12 protein-coding genes are annotated in these 15,777 nt (G+C 68.2%); 6 read left to right on the top strand and 6 right to left on the bottom strand.

The window, feature by feature from the left end:
• Window positions 1–55: 55 nt before the first annotated feature.
• Complete coding sequence (locus tag ACF8O7_RS11210) at window positions 56–1,756, bottom strand: 2-isopropylmalate synthase (RefSeq protein WP_046241440.1); 1,701 nt, start codon at window positions 1,754–1,756, stop codon at window positions 56–58.
• Window positions 1,757–2,052: 296 nt separating this feature from the next.
• Here ACF8O7_RS11210 and ACF8O7_RS11205 point away from each other — a divergent pair, with 296 nt between their 5' ends.
• Window positions 2,053–2,910, top strand: coding sequence for a helix-turn-helix transcriptional regulator (locus ACF8O7_RS11205; protein WP_017404188.1), 858 nt, complete (start codon window positions 2,053–2,055; stop codon window positions 2,908–2,910).
• A 19-nt stretch (window positions 2,911–2,929) separates the two neighbouring features.
• Here ACF8O7_RS11205 and ACF8O7_RS11200 read toward each other — a convergent pair whose 3' ends face one another.
• A complete protein-coding gene (locus tag ACF8O7_RS11200; RefSeq protein ID WP_016447834.1) occupies window positions 2,930–3,478 on the bottom strand; it encodes a DUF3455 domain-containing protein in 549 nt (182 codons plus the stop codon).
• Between the two features lie 303 nt (window positions 3,479–3,781).
• On the opposite strand from ACF8O7_RS11200, the gene ACF8O7_RS11195 reads away from it, so the two are divergent.
• From ACF8O7_RS11195 to ACF8O7_RS11175, 5 genes are all read left to right on the top strand, one after another.
• Complete coding sequence (locus tag ACF8O7_RS11195; RefSeq protein ID WP_016447833.1) at window positions 3,782–4,366, top strand: RNA polymerase sigma factor; 585 nt, start codon at window positions 3,782–3,784, stop codon at window positions 4,364–4,366.
• Window positions 4,367–4,403: 37 nt separating this feature from the next.
• Window positions 4,404–5,231: an anti-sigma factor domain-containing protein gene (locus ACF8O7_RS11190; RefSeq protein WP_392443359.1), complete on the top strand. Its 828-nt coding sequence runs from the start codon at window positions 4,404–4,406 to the stop codon at window positions 5,229–5,231.
• Window positions 5,232–5,463: 232 nt separating this feature from the next.
• Window positions 5,464–6,402 (top strand): DMT family transporter, encoded by a 939-nt coding sequence (locus ACF8O7_RS11185; protein ID WP_017404187.1) that lies wholly within the window; start codon window positions 5,464–5,466, stop codon window positions 6,400–6,402.
• 42 nt (window positions 6,403–6,444) lie between these two features.
• Window positions 6,445–7,758 (top strand): DNA polymerase IV, encoded by a 1,314-nt coding sequence (locus ACF8O7_RS11180; RefSeq protein WP_016447830.1) that lies wholly within the window; start codon window positions 6,445–6,447, stop codon window positions 7,756–7,758.
• A gap of 191 nt (window positions 7,759–7,949) precedes the next feature.
• On the top strand, window positions 7,950–9,509 hold the full coding sequence (locus ACF8O7_RS11175) for a PAS domain-containing methyl-accepting chemotaxis protein (protein WP_209672097.1): 1,560 nt from the start codon (window positions 7,950–7,952) through the stop codon (window positions 9,507–9,509).
• A 23-nt stretch (window positions 9,510–9,532) separates the two neighbouring features.
• Here the strand turns inward: ACF8O7_RS11175 and queF are convergent, their stop codons facing one another.
• From queF to ACF8O7_RS11155, 4 genes are all read right to left on the bottom strand, one after another.
• Window positions 9,533–10,381 (bottom strand): NADPH-dependent 7-cyano-7-deazaguanine reductase QueF, encoded by an 849-nt coding sequence (gene queF / locus ACF8O7_RS11170; protein WP_043791423.1) that lies wholly within the window; start codon window positions 10,379–10,381, stop codon window positions 9,533–9,535.
• A 156-nt stretch (window positions 10,382–10,537) separates the two neighbouring features.
• Window positions 10,538–11,422, bottom strand: coding sequence for a 2OG-Fe(II) oxygenase (locus ACF8O7_RS11165; RefSeq protein ID WP_016447807.1), 885 nt, complete (start codon window positions 11,420–11,422; stop codon window positions 10,538–10,540).
• Window positions 11,423–11,500: 78 nt separating this feature from the next.
• Entirely contained in the window at window positions 11,501–12,286 is a 786-nt protein-coding gene (gene yaaA, locus ACF8O7_RS11160) for a peroxide stress protein YaaA (RefSeq protein WP_016447806.1), read from the bottom strand.
• A 107-nt stretch (window positions 12,287–12,393) separates the two neighbouring features.
• Complete coding sequence (locus ACF8O7_RS11155; RefSeq protein WP_047217389.1) at window positions 12,394–15,516, bottom strand: Rne/Rng family ribonuclease; 3,123 nt, start codon at window positions 15,514–15,516, stop codon at window positions 12,394–12,396.
• Window positions 15,517–15,777: the final 261 nt, after the last annotated feature.

Genomic DNA, 15,777 nt, shown 5'->3' with positions numbered 1-15,777 from the left:
AGCTGCACGAGAAAAGGACCGCCTCGGCGGTCCTTTTCTCCTTTCAGGCTGCGCCTCAGGCTTGGGCAGGTACGCGCCGGTTTTCCGGCTGCGCCGCCACCAGCCGGCCCGCCGCATGCAGCACGGCCAGGATGGACGCGGTCACGATGTTGGCATGGCGCCCCGCACCGAAGCGTGTGCCCGCCACGCCGGGCAGGGCGGCCTCGACGATGGCCAGCGCCGTGGCGCCGGCGCCCTGGCCCAGGCTGCGCTCCTCGTAGTGGTCTATGCGCAGCGCCACGCCCAGGTGCTGGCCGATGGCAGCGGCCACGGCGTCGATGGGACCGCTGCCCTCGCCATGCAGCTGCATTCGAAGCCCGTCCGTCCGCACCACTTCCAGCGCAATGCCCTGGCCCTTGGCGCTGTCGAACAGATGGTGGCTGTGGTAGCGCCAGGGATGCTGCCGGGGTGCGAGGTAGGTGGACTCGAACAGCTCCCACAGGTCTTCACTGGCCAGCTCGGCCTCGCTGGCGTCGGCCTGGCGCTGCACCACGGCGCTGAATTCCACCTGCATGCGCCGGGGCATGGTCACGCCATGGTCGCGCTGCAGCAGGAAGGCGATGCCGCCCTTGCCTGACTGGCTGTTGACGCGCACGATGCTGTCGTAGGTGCGGCCCAGGTCCTGCGGGTCGATGGGCAGGTAGGGGACGCGCCAGGGCGCATCGGGCCGTTGCACCGCAAAGCCCTTGGCGATGGCGTCCTGGTGCGAGCCCGAGAACGCCGTGAACACCAGGTCGCCCACATAGGGGTGGCGCGGGTGGATGGGCAGGGCCGTGCATTCCTCCGCAATGCGCGCCACGGCGGCGATGTCCGAGAAGTCCAGTCCCGGCGCGATGCCCTGCGTGTACAGGTTGAGCGCCAGCGTCACCACATCGAGGTTGCCGCTGCGCTCGCCATTGCCGAACAGGCAGCCTTCCACGCGCTGGGCGCCGGCCAGCAGCGCCTGCTCGGCGCAGGCCACGCCCGTGCCCCGGTCGTTGTGCGGGTGCACGGACAGCACGATGTGCTCGCGCCGCTCCAGGCGGCGGTGCATCCACTCGATCTGGTCGGCGAAGACATTGGCCGTGCTCACCTCCACCGTGGTCGGCAGGTTGATGATCATGGGCCGCGCGGGGCCTGCATCCCAGGCGCGGATGGCCGCGTTGCACACGGCCAGCGATACCTCCAGCTCGGCCATGCAGAACGTCTCGGGCGAGTACTGCAGCACCCATTCGGTCTCGGGATGGGCATCGGTCAGTTCGCGCAGCAGGGCGATGTGGTGCTCCACCATGGCGATGATCTCGGGCACCTGCATGCCGAAGACGATCTCGCGCCAGGCCGGTGCCACGGCGTTGTAGAAGTGCACGATGGCGCGCCGCGCGCCGGCCACGCTGTCCACCGTGGCGCGGATCAGGTCCTCGCGCAGCTGGGTGATGACCATGGGTGTCACATCGGCGGGGATCAGCCCTTCGTCGATCAGGTGGCGCACGATGGCGTAGTCGGTCTGCGAGGCAGAGGGAAAGCCCACCTCGATCTCCTTGAAGCCTATGCGCACCAGCTCGTGGAACAGGCGCAGCTTGCGCTCGCGGTTCATGGGCTCGAACAGGGCCTGGTTGCCGTCGCGCAGGTCGGTGGACAGCCACACGGGCGCCTGGCTCAGCTGGCGCGAAGGCCATTGGCGGTCGGGCAGGTCGACGGCGGGGAAGGGAAGGTATCTGGACGCGGGATTCTTCAGCATGCGGGCCTCGCAGGAAACGCTGGGTATGCAGCCACCGGATCGGCCGGCAGCCCCGCTCTCCTGGCTTCCCGGTGTGGGGAAGCTGCGCCAGGCCGGGATCAGGGAGAGTCGGTGCGAAATGCGGCGCCTGCGCAGGCGCCCGGACCCCGGCCATGGGCCAGGGATGGTAGGGAGGGCGAGGGCAGGCGGTGCATGGTGCGATGGCGGTGAATCACAGGGAACGGGTGCCAGTTTGCGGGCAGGGCGTTTGTCTGTCTTTATAGAATTTCTCATTTTCTCCATGGATCTGGACAAACATGCGCACTGCCGCCGACTTGCCCGCCGTGCCCTGTGGCCATGCCGGCCTGCCTGAGCTGCAGGCTGCCGCGCCCTTGCCCGTCACGGGCGTGGCCGGTGACTATCCGGCCGGGATGGAAGTGCAGGAGCACTCCCACGAATGCTGCCAACTGCTCTATGCCGTTCAGGGCGTGCTGGAGGTGCGCGCGCGCAGCGGGCGCTGGGTGGTGCCGCCCACGCGCGGCGTCTGGCTGTGCTCGGGCGTGCCGCACAGCCTGCGCATGCGTGGTGCCGTGCAGGTGCGCAGCCTGTTCGTGGATGCCCAGGCGGCGCAGGGGCTGCCGGTGGCGGACTGCGTGATCGAGGTCTCGCCGCTGTTGCGCGAGCTGATCAGCGAGGTCGCGCGCTGGCCGGCGGCACCGCAGCGCGGACAGGATGAAACGAGGAACCGGCTGGTCGTCGAACTGCTGCTGCAGGAATTGCGCCAGCCGCCTGTCGTGCCATTTCACCTGCCCTGGCCGCAGGATGCGCGCATGGCGGCTGTCTGCCGCGCGCTGGCCGAAGGCGGCCAGGCCGTGGGCCAGGGCGGTGAACGGGCTGAAAACCTGGCCGCCACGGCCGCCGACTGGGCCGCACGGCTGGCCATGGGCGAGAAGACTTTCCACCGCCATTTCCTGCAGGCCACCGGCCTGAGTTTCGGCCGCTGGCGGCAGCGCGCGCGGCTGCTGTCGTCCATGCAGGCCCTGCTGGCCGGCCGGCCCATCGTGCAGGTGGCGCTGGAGGCCGGCTATGAAAGCCACAGCGCCTATTCGCTGGCCTTCAGGCGCCAGTTCGGCATGCCGCCCTCGGCCTTCGGGGCAGGGGGCGGGCAGCCGTAGCGGCACCGGTGGCGGCGGATCAGGAAGCCTTCCAGATGATGTAGTCGGCCTGGTACTGCACCACCTGCTTTTGGCCCAGCGTGGAGCTGTTGCAGGCCATGGCCGGCGCCACGCCGCCGCGCGTGGCCACGCGCTGGATATAGGTCACGCCCTGCATGGCGCCCATGCCGGTGGCAGGTTCGGCCTTGACCAGTTGCAGGGGAATGTTGCCTGCGCTGGACGGAGCCACCGCGACCTGGGTGGCCGTGACCTTGGAGCCGTCCTGGTGCGCCCAGGTGGCGGGCGGGCCGAAGTAGCGGCCGATGACGCGGCCCTGGCGGTCCGTCAGGCGGGCATCGGGGCCGACGAAGGCCCACTCCTGCTCCATCGCCTGGTCCTTCTTGGCGCGGCACTCGTAGGTGATCTGGCCGATGCCGACGGTTTCCATGGCGACCTTGTGGCCTGCGGGCACCTGCACGGCGGCCGGCAGGCCGGACTGGGAATAGCTCTTGCTCATGTCCATGGAGGAGCAGGCGCCAAGCGTCAGTGCAGCCATGGTGGCCAGGCCGAGGGGGAGGATGTAGCTCATGAGGTTCTCCAGGTCGAGGGGTTGAGGGATGTCGCCTTGGACCGCTGTCCGGGGCGCGACACACGGAATACGCAGCATGGGTGAGGTTGGATTCACCTGGGTGCAAAAAAATTTATCCGCATCCGGTTCGCAATGTGCTGCGTATTGCCCAGTGAGAGCCGGCGCAGGCCGGCAGACCGGTACCAGACCCCCTGCAGGCCACCGATATGACCCCTGCAGCCGATTGAAGGACACGACAAGCCCCCCGGGGCGGCGACGCAACAGTGCGGGCCACGGGGCCGCCCGCTCGCCCACAATGCGTGCATGGGCACCACACCAACCGACCAAGAGCTGATGGACCTTCTGGACCGCATCGCAGCGCAGGACGAGCCCGCGCTCCGCAGCCTGTACGAGGCCACCTCGTCCCGGCTGTACGGGCTTGCGCTGCGCATCCTGCGGCACAAGGACTGGGCCGAAGACGTGCTGCAGGACAGCTACCTGCACATCTGGCGCAGCGCCTCGGGCTACCGGGGCTCGCTGAGCCCGCCGCTGGCCTGGATGGGCCTGGTGGTGCGCAGCAGGGCGCTGGACTTCCTGCGCCGGCGCCGCGCCGAACGCCTGCACCTGAACGAGGAGTTCGATGAGGCGCAACTGGCGGCCCATGGCGGCGGGAGCGATGAAAGCCAGGGCCCGCTGCAACTGGCCGAGGCCAGCGAGCAGGCGGTGGCGCTGTACCAGTGCCTGGAGCGGCTGGAAGGCCGCCAGCGCGAGGTGGTCAGCCTGGCCTACCTGCGTGACCTCAGCCACGGCGAACTGGCCGGCCAGCTGCAGTTGCCGCTGGGCACGGTCAAAACCTGGATCCGGCGCGGCCTGGAGCAGTTGCGCCGCTGCCTCTCGCGCCATGCGTGATGCAGATGACATGCTCTGAGCGGCCCAAGGATTTGCCATGAATATTTCCCGACACCCCGAACTGCTGGACCGGCTGGCCGCCGCATACGCCCTGGGCACGCTGCGCGGTGCGGCACGCCGCCGCTTCGAGCAACTGGCCCGTGACCAGGCCCCGGTGCGCGCCGCCGCCCTGCTGTGGCAGGGCCGCTGGTCGGCCCTGTCCGAAATGCAGGCTCCCGTGCGCCCCGACGATGCGGTCTGGGTCCGCATCGACAACCTGCTGCAGGCCGAAAAGGCCCGCGCCGCCCAGCCGCACCGGCGGCGCGCCGGTGATGGGCAAGGCCTGGACGAACGCGCGAAATCCGGCGTGGGCCGTGCCCTGGCCTGGTGGCGCGGCGCGGCCCTGCTGGGCGCCTGCGCCACCGTGGCGGCCGTGGCCGTGGGGCTGTGGTCGCACCAGGACCTGCGCCAAAGCGGTGAGCGCCAGCTGGCCGTGCTGCGCAACCAGCTGCAGGCCGCCCAGGTCGCGCTGCAGGCAACGCCCCAGATCCAGTACGTGGCCGTGCTGGCCGACGACAAGGCCGATGCCTCCATGCTCGTGACCTTCGACCCCGGCAAGAACAGCCTGGTGTTGCAGCGCGTGGGCGACTTCCACGAGGCCGCAGACAAATCGCTGCAGCTGTGGGCCCTGCCGCCCCAGGGCGGCCCGCAATCGCTGGGCGTGCTGGGACGCGACAAGCTCGTGAAGCTGACGGCAGCGGCCGCCGAAGTCCAGGGCGTGCCTGCCTTGGCCATCAGCCTGGAGCCCAAGGGCGGCGTGCCCAGCCAGACCGGGCCCACGGGACCGGTGCTGTTCAAGGGCGCGCTGATCCGGCGCGACCTGTAGCGCGCCGCGCAGGCCCGCTCGCCATTGGCGACGGCCGTGCTGCTGCACAACGCAGCCTGCTTGCCCTGGCCAGAGCAGGGCGCGCGTGCAGCGTTGGCTGGCCGGCCTCTGTTTCGCTGCCGGGCGCGGCAGCCTTCTCCAAGTGCGTGCGCCTGGTGCCCGACCGGCGGCTATGCTGGCCGGCACTCAGTCGCCCGCGCCATGCCGGCGGTGCCTTCCCTTTTTTGCCGACATGCTTTCTTCCCTCCAAGACCTGACCTGGCTGTGGGTGCCCGTGGTGCTGTTCGCCGCAGCCGCCCAGACTGTGCGCAATACGGCCCAGCGCTCGCTGACCTCCGAACTCGGCACCCTGCCGGCCACCCTGGTGCGCTTTCTCTACGGCCTGCCGTTTGCCGGCATCTACCTGCTGGCGCTGTACCTGGGAGGGGACGGGGCCTGGGCGCTGCCCCGGTTCTCCTGGGCCTACCTGGGCTGGATCGCGCTGGGCGCCTTCTTCCAGGTAGCGGCCACGGCGGCCTTGCTGCTGGCCATGAAGGAGCGCAACTTCGCCGTGGCCGTCACCCTGTCCAAGACCGAGGTGCTGCAGGTCGCCCTGTTCGCAGGCCTCTTCCTGCACGAGCTGCCCACGGCCGTGGCCCTGCTGGCCATGGCGCTGGCCACCTTGGGCGTGCTCATCCTGTCGCTGCCGCCGCGCGGCCAGATGCTGTCGCTGTCGGCCTGGGCCAGCCGCTCGGCGCTCTATGGCCTGGCCTGCGGCGCCTGCTTTGCCATCGCCACCGTGGGCTACCGGGGCGGCGCCGTGGAACTGGCGCGCCTGGGCGAGATATCTCCCTGGCTGTCGGGCGCCTGGGGCGTGCTGATTGCCCAGCTCATGCAGACCCTGGGCCTGGGCGCCTGGATTGCGCGCACCCACGCGCAGGGCCTGCGCCCCATCTTCCGCGCCTGGCGCGTGTCGCTGCTGGCCGGCGGCATGGGCGCGGCCGCCTCGCTGGCCTGGTTCACCGCCTACGCCCTGCAAGGCGCCGCGCCCGTGCGCACGCTGGGCATGGTCGAGGTGGTGTTCAGCTACATCGTCTCGCGCCGCGTGCTCAGCGAAAGCCTGAGCCGCCAGGAGAAGATCGGCATGGCTCTGATGGTGCTGGGACTGGTGCTGATCTGCCTGCAGGGATGAATGGTCCAGGGCCTGTGGGAACAAGCCCTGCAGGCTGTATGAATGCACAGTTGCCGCAATAATGGCGGCGTGCCTGAAACGACACCCACGACACCCGCAAGCCCTGCCGATGCTGCGCCTGCGCGCCGCATCGCCCACCTGGACATGGACGCCTTCTATGCATCGGTGGAGCTGCTGCGCTATCCGCAGCTCAAGGGACTGCCCGTGGTCATCGGCGGCGGGCGCCGCGCGCATGACGAGGCGCTGGATGCGCGCTACGCCGGGCGGCTGCACGAGATTCCGGTGGACGAGTTCTCGCGCCTCAAGGACTACGTCGGCCGGGGCGTGATCACCACGGCCACCTACCCGGCGCGCCAGTTCGGCGTGGGGTCGGCCATGGGCATGATGAAGGCCGCGCGCCTGTGCCCCCAGGCCATCATGCTGCCCGTGGACTTTGCCGAGGTGCGGCGCTTCTCGCGCATGTTCAAGGAGATCATCGTCTCCATCGCCCCGCTGATGGAGGACCGCGGCGTGGACGAGGTCTACATCGACTTCACCGACGTGCCTGGCGGCCAGCGCGAAGGCGGGCGCGTGCTGGCTCGGCTGATCCAGAAAACCATCACCGACGCCACGGGCCTGACCTGCTCCATCGGCGTGGCCCCCAACAAGCTGCTGGCCAAGATGGCCAGCGAATTCAACAAGCCCAACGGCATCTCCATCGTCCAGCCCGAGGACCTGCAGACCGTCATCTGGCCGCTGGCCTGCCGCAAGATCAATGGCATAGGCCCCAAGGCCGACGCCAAGCTGCAGGCGCTGGGCATACGGACCATCGGCGAGCTGGCCGCGCAAAGCCTGCCCCAGCTCGTGCAATGGTTTGGCCGCGCCTACGGCAACTGGCTGCATGGTGCCTCCTGGGGCCGTGACGACCGGCCCGTGGTCACGCACAGCGAGCCCGTCTCCATGAGCCGCGAGACCACCTTCGAGCGCGACCTGCATGCCGTGCGCGACCGGGCCGAACTGAGCGCCATCTTCACCGACCTGTGCGAACGCCTGGCCCAGGACCTGCAGCGCAAGGGCTACATGGGCCGCACCGTGGGCATCAAGCTGCGCTACGACGACTTCAAGACCGCCACGCGCGACCACACGCTGGAGCTGCCCATGGCCGATGCCGCCACCCTGCGCCGCGCCGCAGGCCAATGCCTCAAGCGCGTGCCCCTGGCCAAGCGGCTGCGCCTGCTGGGCGTGCGCGTGGGCAACCTCGTTCGCACGGCCGACTGGAACGCCACCGCCCACGACCCGCTGGCGCGCGAGCAACTGCTCAGGGGACCGGCCCAGCCCGCGCCGGACAGCGATCCCTTTACACCTCAACTGTTCTGAATCATCACCACAAATCTGGCGCACACGCTGTAAAACCATGCACCAGTTCCGAGCATGGGACTGGGGTTGCCGTGCTGTGAGATGATTTGGAAATGTGAATTTGTGTTTCCGTTTGATGGATTCCGGTGGCTTCAGAGCGCTTCGCCTTGCCATTTCACAAGAACAAGAGACATCCCAAAGGAGTGGTACCCATGCGCGTGAATTTGCCCGTCAGCCAGCTCAACTACGACTTTCCGGGCGATGAGCTGCTGGTATCCGTCACCAACACCAAGGGCGAGATCACCCATTGCAACCCTGCCTTCGTGCGGGTCAGCGGCTATACCTACGAGGAACTGATCGACCAGCCGCACAACCTCATCCGCCACCCGGACATGCCGGCCGCCGCCTTCAAGGACATGTGGCGCACCATCGCCCACGGCTACCCGTGGACTGCCCTGGTCAAGAACCGGCGCAAGAACGGCGACCACTACTGGGTGCGCGCCAACGTCACGCCCATCATGGAAGGCGGCAGGCCGCGCGGCTACCTGTCGGTGCGCACCAAGCCCCAGGCGGCCGAGATCGAAGCCGCCGAAGCCCTCTATGCCCGCATGCGCGCCGAAGCCGATGCCGGCCAGGAAACCCTGCGACTGCGCGGCGGCGAACTGCGCCGCCTGGGCCTGGCCGGGCTGTGGGACCGCCGCGGCGACCTGGGCCTGACCGCGCGCATGGCGCTGATGCTGGGCGGCGTGGGCCTGGCGGCCATGCTGCCCGACCTGCTGGGCTGGCAGGGCGCCGCAGCCTGGGGCACGCGCCTGGCCGCCTTGCTGGCGGGCGGCAGCTTTGTGCTGTGGCGCTTCCAGCAGCGCTGCGTGGCGGGCCTGGAGCAGGCCAGCGGCTTTGCCGCCGACATTGCCAGCTGCCAGCTGGGCACGGACATGCAGCACGACTACAGCGGCCCCATGGGTGCCCTGATGCAGCGGCTGCAGCAGATCCAGATCAACCTGCGCGCCGTGGTCGGCGACGTGCGCACCGAAATGCGCGGCTTTGCCACGACGGCCCACGAGATCGCCCAGGGCAGCTTCGACCTCGCGCAGCGCACAGAATCCCAGGCCACCAGCCTGCAGCAGACGGCGGCCTCGATGGAAGAGATATCGGGCACCGTCGCACAGACCGCCGACACGGCCCAGCTCATGGCCCATGAAAGCGACCAGAGCCGCCAGGTCGCCGGCAAGAGCGGCGCCGCCATCCAGGAAGTGGGCGCTGCCATGGAGCACATCCGCGGCTCCTCGCGCCGCATGGGCGAGATCATCGGCGTGATCGAAAGCATTGCCTTCCAGACCAACCTGCTGGCCCTGAATGCCGCCGTCGAAGCGGCACGCGCAGGCGAGCAGGGCCGCGGCTTTGCCGTCGTGGCCGGCGAAGTGCGCGCCCTGGCCCAGCGCAGCGCCTCCGCCGCCAAGGAAATCAGCGGCCTCATCAACCGCACCGTGGACGGCATCAACGATGGCAACGCCCGCATGGACGCCGCAGGCCGCACCATCGACGGCATGGTCGACGCCGTGGGCCGCGTCAGCGACCTGGTCCACCAGATCAGCATCGCCACGCGCGAACAATCCGTAGGCATCGCCCAGGTCAACGACGCCGTGGCCCAGCTCGACTCCGTCACCCAGCAAAACGCCGCCCTGGTCGAGCAATCGGCCGGCGCGGCGGGCTCGCTGCGCGCCAGCGCCCAGTCGCTGGAGCGGTCGCTGGAGGTGTTTACGTTGCGGTGAGGGGAAGGGGGCGGCCGCGTCTTTTACTGCCGTGCAGAGCGCACGTTGGCCGGCAGCGCGCCAGGATGGCTGGTGCGGAATGGGTTGATGTCCAGGCCGCCACGGCGCGTGTAGCGTGCGTACACCGAGAGCTTGATGGGGCGGCAGCGGGTCCAGATGTCCATGAAGATGCGTTCCACGCATTGCTCATGGAATTCGTTGTGGTTGCGGAAGCTCACCAGGTATTGCAGCAGGCCTTCCTGGTCGATCTGCGCGCCGCTGTAGCGGATCTGCACGCTGCCCCAGTCGGGCTGGCCCGTGACCAGGCAGTTGCTCTTGAGCAGGTGGCTGACGAGGGTCTCGGTGACGGGCGCTTCCTCGTGGTTGGCGTGCAGCAGCTCTGGGGCGGGCTGGTATTGCGTGCATTCCACGTCCAGGCGGTCCAGCAGCAGGCCGTCCAGTTCCTGCACCATTTCCTGGTCGAAGCGGTCCAGGCCGATGATCTTCACGCCGATGCTGCCCTTTTGCTCGCTGCCTCGCCATAGCGCTTCGGCCAGGTCGGTGCGAAGGCGTGCCTGGACTTCGGCAGCGTCGGACAGGCGGGTGTTGTTGAAGCTGTTGAGGTAGAGCTTGAACGACTTGCTTTCGATGAGATTGGGGGTCTCGCAGGGGATCGTGAAATGCACGAGAGCCACCTGCGGCTTGCCGCGCAGGTTGAGCCAGGACAGTTCGAACGCCGTCCACAGGTCGGCGCCGAAGAAGGGCATCTGGCTTCCCTGAATGCCGATTTCCTCGCGCTTGGGCGCGCGGGGCAGGGGGAACAGCAGCGAGGGGGCGTACTGGTCGATGTAGGCAGAGCTTTTGCCTAGCTGGGATTGTTCGGGAGTGTTCATGGAAAAAGGGCCGGCCGTGCCGGCGCTGGTCAGGCCTGGACGGTCCGCGCGGAGCGCGTGGACCCAGGCTTTGAAGCTAACTGAATTTCCATGCCCGCAGGCATGGGCGGCCATATAAGGTCAATAAGGGTGGGTACGCCCGGGTTCGCTGGCTCTTCAGTGGAATTCGCGCTCGCGCAGCCATTTGGTGGCGATCCATTTTTCGCCGGCCAGCACGGGCGCGCCGCCGTGCAAGGTGCGCGTGGAGGGGTCGGGGCGCTCATAGCTGAAGAAGACGGCGTTGCCCCGGCGCGGAACCACTTGCAGTGGCACTTCGGGAAAGATGGTGGCGCCGCCGCGCTCGGGCTCGTTCAGGTAGATGACCAGGGTGCCCACGCGCTGGCCGCCGCGCTTGAGGATGGTAGGCGTGCCGGGTTCGCCGGGCGCGAAGTAGTCGTGGTGGGGCTTGTACTCGGCGCCCGGGCCGTAGTGCAGCACCTGCAGGCCTTCGCCGTGGTCCAGCGGCCAGCGCAGCAGGCGGGCGATGCGTTCTTCCAGCTGGCGGACGATGCCGGTTTCCCCGCGCTGGAAGAACATGCCGTTGCTGGTGCGGTCGTCATTGATCTCTTCACCGCCGCTTTGCGTGGCCACGGTGAGCGAGCGCGCCATGCGCGGACGCGCGGCGGCGATGATGGCGTCGCACTCCTCATGCGAGAGCAGGTTGCCGAAGACCACGATGCGCGGGTTGCGCATGCTGACCAGTACCTGGACCTTGCGGTCGCCGACATCGATGCTGGTGGGGTCCTGGGAGAGGTCCGGCTCGGGCAGCGAGGAGGCCGAGACGACGACGGCCGGTGGCGCCGCTTCGCCTTGGTGGGGCAGGTCCAACGCCCGCCGGGCCAGTTCTTCGCTCCAGCCCACGTCGCGCATGGAGCGCAGCAGGGCCGCAGGCCCTATGCCGGATGCGCGCTGGTCGCGTACCCATTGCATGAGTTCAGGCGTGAGACCCGCCGGCAGGTCCTGCGCGGTGCTCGGGGAATCTGGTGAGGATTTGAGGCTCATGGCGTGCAGTGCGGCCCTTGCCGCAGTGAATGGACTCCAAAGGCATCGAGGCCGGGGCCGGCCGGTGGCTGGCGAGGCTCAGTCAGCGGTCTTGCGGCGGAACACCAGGCGCGCAGGCGTCGAGGAAGCTGGCGCCAGTGCGTAGCCTTCCAGATCGAAGGCTTCGAGTTCAGCCGCGCTGCGAGCGCGTTGCTGTATGGCAAATCGTGCCATCAGCCCGCGCGCGCGTTTGGCATGGAAGCTGATGATCTTGTAGGCGCCGTTCTTGTAATCCTCGAACGCGCATTCCACCACCGGGGGCTTGAGGTGCTTCAAGTCTACCGATTTGAAGTATTCCTGCGAAGCCAGGTTGACGACGACGCGCTCGCCCGCCGGCTGCCGGGCCGCGCGCTGGTTCAGGTACTCGGCAATGCGGCTGCCCCAGAACTGGTAGAGGTTGCTGCCATGCGCGGTCTCCAGCCGGGTGCCCATTTCCAGGCGGTAGGGCTGCATGCGGTCCAGCGGACGCAGCACGCCGTACAGGCCGCTGAGGATGGCGATGTGCTGCTGCGCCCAGTCCAGGTCTTCGGCGTCCAGGCTGCGCGCCTGCAGGCCTTCATAGACATCACCGTTGAAGGCCAGCAGCGCCTGGCGGGCATTGGTGGCCGTGAAGCGAGGGCTGAAGGCCTCGTAGCGCGCCACGTTGAGCGCAGCCAGCTTGTCGCTGATGCCCATGAGTTCCGACAGTTGCTGCGGCGATTGGCGGCGCAGCACTTCGATCAGCTCCAGCGGCTGTTCGGAGAAGACGGGAAGCGTGTGTGGCAGCTTCGGCGGCAGCGGTGTGTCGTAGTCCAGCGATTTGGCGGGGGAGAGCAGCAACAGCATGGCGGGACGCAAGCTCCAGGATAGAGAGGGAGGAAAGATAGATGGACGGTGGTGGCGGCAGAAACAAACAGGGGCCGCGAGGGCCCCTGTGTCGTCACTGTCTGTGGTCAGACATGGGCCACGCCCTGCGGTTGCTGCTCGAATGGCAGCTGCAGGTCGCTCAGGTCCTTGCGTGTTTCCACGAGGATGAGAGGACCGTCATCCAGCACGACCATGGGCGGGCGCTCGCGCACGACGCGCTCGGGCTGCGGTTCGGCCGCGATGGCTGCCTGCGCAGCGGCCACCTTGTCGGCATCGGAGCCCACCCATTGCAGGCCCGAGGCGGCGGCCAGCGCCTGCAGCTCGGACACGGGCAACTGGTAGGCCTGGACCTTGGGCAGGCCGCGTTCTGCGGTTGCCTCAGCGGCCTTGGCTGCAGCGGGCTCGGCTGCGGCAGAAGCAGCAGAAGCGGCAGGTGCAGCAGGTGCAGCAGGTGCTGGCACGTCTGCCATCACGGCAGGGGCCGCCACAGGGGCCGGTGCGACCGGCGCGAAGGCCGCGCTCTGCTGCTCGGGCACCGCGACGGGTTGCTGCACTTCCACAACTGCCGCAGGCTGTGCGGCCACTGTGGCTTCGGCCACGGCTTCGGGGGCCTGGACTTCGGCAGCAGAGTTGGCGGCGTTGAAGTAGCTGCGACGGGCTGGCTGCTGGTCCTGCTCGGGCACGGAGGCCTCGAAGGACTGCACGGCTTCGCCTTCGGCTTCACGCGGCGCGCGCTCTGCACGGTCACCGCGATCGCCACGCTCGCGGCGGTCACGGCCGTAGCGGTCGCGCGAACGACGCTGGCGCGGCTGCTCTTCGCCGGAGGCGGGAGCAGCGTTGTCCAGGGACTGGTCCTGCTGCTGGGCCTGGTTGTCCAGCTTTTCTTCGGACTCGGGCGCGACTTCGAACTGACGGGGCTGGCGCTCGCTGCGTTCACCGCGTTCGGCGCGATCTCCACGCTCGCCTCGTTCACCGCGCTCGCGGCGGCCTTCGCCGCGTTCCTGGCGGTCGCCACGCGGCGCGCGCTCGGGACGCTGCTCGAGGGTGCTGCCATCTGCCGCCAGGGCTGCGGAGGCGTTCACGGCCTCCAGCGGCTGGCGGTTTTCGCCGTCGCGGCTGCGCTCGCCACGGCCGCGGCGTTCGCCGCGGTCGGTGCGTTCACCGCGCTCGCCACGATCCGGGCGCTCACCACGTTCACCGCGTTCCGTGCGCTCGCCACGCTCGGCATTGCGGCGGTTGCGATCGCCACCGCCAGCCTGGCGCTCGGCGTTGGGGGCGCCGGCGCGCTCACCGCTGCGCTCGGTGCGCTCACCACCACGCTCGCCATTGCGTTCGTTGCGGCGGCCACGGCTGTCGTTGCGGCCGTCACGGCGACCTTCGCGTGCGGGGGCTTCGGCAGCCGGCACGGGCGCTGCGACCGGCGCAGGTGCCGCGCCAAAGCCGAACAGGCTCTTGAGCCAGGCAAAGAAGCCTTGTTCGCGGACCACGACGGGGGCGGCGGCCGGTGCGGGCGCTGCCGCCGTGGCTGCAGGCTTGGCGTCGCGCTGCTGGCCGTTGGCCGGGCGGTTGCGGCTGCCTTCGGGACGGGGCTCGGCAATGGGAGCCGGCATGTCCGGCAGCACACCCTTGATCATGGGTGTCTGCTTGTTGGTAGGCTCCTGCGAGCGGCGTGTCACCGTGGTTTCGGTGTCCAGCTCTTCGGCCAGCTTGTAGCTGGCTTCCATGCTTTCCAGGCGCGCATCGTCGTGCTTGAGGCGCTCGAGCTTGTAGTGCGGCGTGTCCATGGACTTGTTGGGGACCATGATCACGTTGACGCGCTGCTTGAGTTCGATCTTGGTGATCTCGCCGCGCTTTTCGTTGAGCAGGAAGCTGGCCACTTCCACGGGCACCTGGCAGTGCACGGCGGCCGTGTTGTCCTTCATGGACTCTTCCTGGATGATGCGCAGGATCTGCAGCGCAGAGCTTTCCGTATCGCGGATATGACCGGAGCCGCCGCAGCGCGGGCAGTTGATGTGCGCGCCTTCGGACAGGGCGGGCTTGAGGCGCTGGCGGCTCATTTCCATGAGGCCAAACTTGCTGATGGTGCCGAACTGCACGCGCGCACGGTCCTGGCGCAGCGCGTCGCGCAGGCGATTCTCGACTTCGCGGCGGTTCTTGCTCTCCTCCATGTCGATGAAGTCGATGACGATCAGGCCGCCCAGGTCGCGCAGGCGCATCTGGCGCGCGACTTCGTCGGCGGCTTCCAGATTGGTGCGGGTGGCGGTTTCCTCGATGTCGCCGCCCTTGATGGCGCGGGCCGAGTTCACGTCGATGGAGACCAGGGCCTCGGTGTGATCGATGACGATGGCGCCGCCCGAGGGCAGGGTCACGGTGCGCGCGTAGGCCGATTCGATCTGGTGCTCGATCTGGAAACGGCTGAACAGGGGGGCATCGTCGCGGTAGCGTTTGACGCGGGCGGCATGCTCGGGCATGACGTGCTGCATGAACTGCTGCGCCTGCTCGTAGATGTCGTCGGTGTCGATGAGGATGTCGCCGATGTCGCCGTTGAAGTAGTCGCGGATGGCGCGGATCACCAGGCTCGATTCCTGGTAGATCAGGAAGGCGCCCTTGGCCGACTTGGCTGCGCCGTCGATGGCGTTCCACAGCTTGAGCAGGTAGTTCAGGTCCCACTGCAGCTCGGGCGCGGTGCGGCCGATGCCGGCGGTGCGCGCAATGATGGACATGCCCTTGGGGTACTCGAGCTGGTCCATCGCCTCCTTGAGTTCGGCGCGGTCCTCGCCCTCGATGCGGCGCGAGACGCCACCGCCGCGCGGGTTGTTGGGCATCAGCACCACATAGCGGCCGGCCAGCGAGATGAAGGTGGTCAGGGCCGCGCCCTTGTTGCCGCGCTCTTCCTTCTCGACCTGGACGATCAGTTCCTGGCCTTCACGGATGACTTCGTTGATGCGGGCCTGGCTGGGCGAGACGCCTTCGGCGAAATACTGCTTGGAGATTTCCTTGAAGGGCAGAAAGCCGTGGCGGTCTTCGCCGTAGTCGACGAAGCAGGCCTCAAGGCTGGGCTCCACGCGCGTGACCACGGCCTTGTAGATGTTCCCCTTGCGCTGCTCGCGTCCTTCGATCTCGATCTCGTAGTCGAGGAGCTTTTGTCCATCGACTATGGCAAGGCGCCGCTCTTCCGACTGCGTGGCGTTGATGAGCATCCGTTTCATGATGCGTTTCCTTTATTCGTTTTCTCTGGGGCGCGCCGGGGTGCAGCCTCTGCTGCCAGACCGTCACGCCTTTGACTTGTAATCAAAGACAGGCTCGCGAGGGAGCCGAGATGCCGGACTGACGCATTGAAACGAAAGGAATCGCCGAATGCCTTGCTTCTTGAGACCTGGCTCAAGTCAGCAATGGGGGCAAGGGCAGGGGGACGAGAGCGATGAGAGAGGCACGCCGTCCAGCTTCAAGCGAAGCTGCTGCACGTGCGG

It is taken from the genome of Delftia sp. WSY_16 (assembly GCF_043104415.1).
GTDB lineage: Bacteria > Pseudomonadota > Gammaproteobacteria > Burkholderiales > Burkholderiaceae_C > Comamonas > Comamonas tsuruhatensis.
Note: the sequence above shows the minus strand (reverse complement) of the source record. Positions and strands in the feature narration are given on the sequence as shown.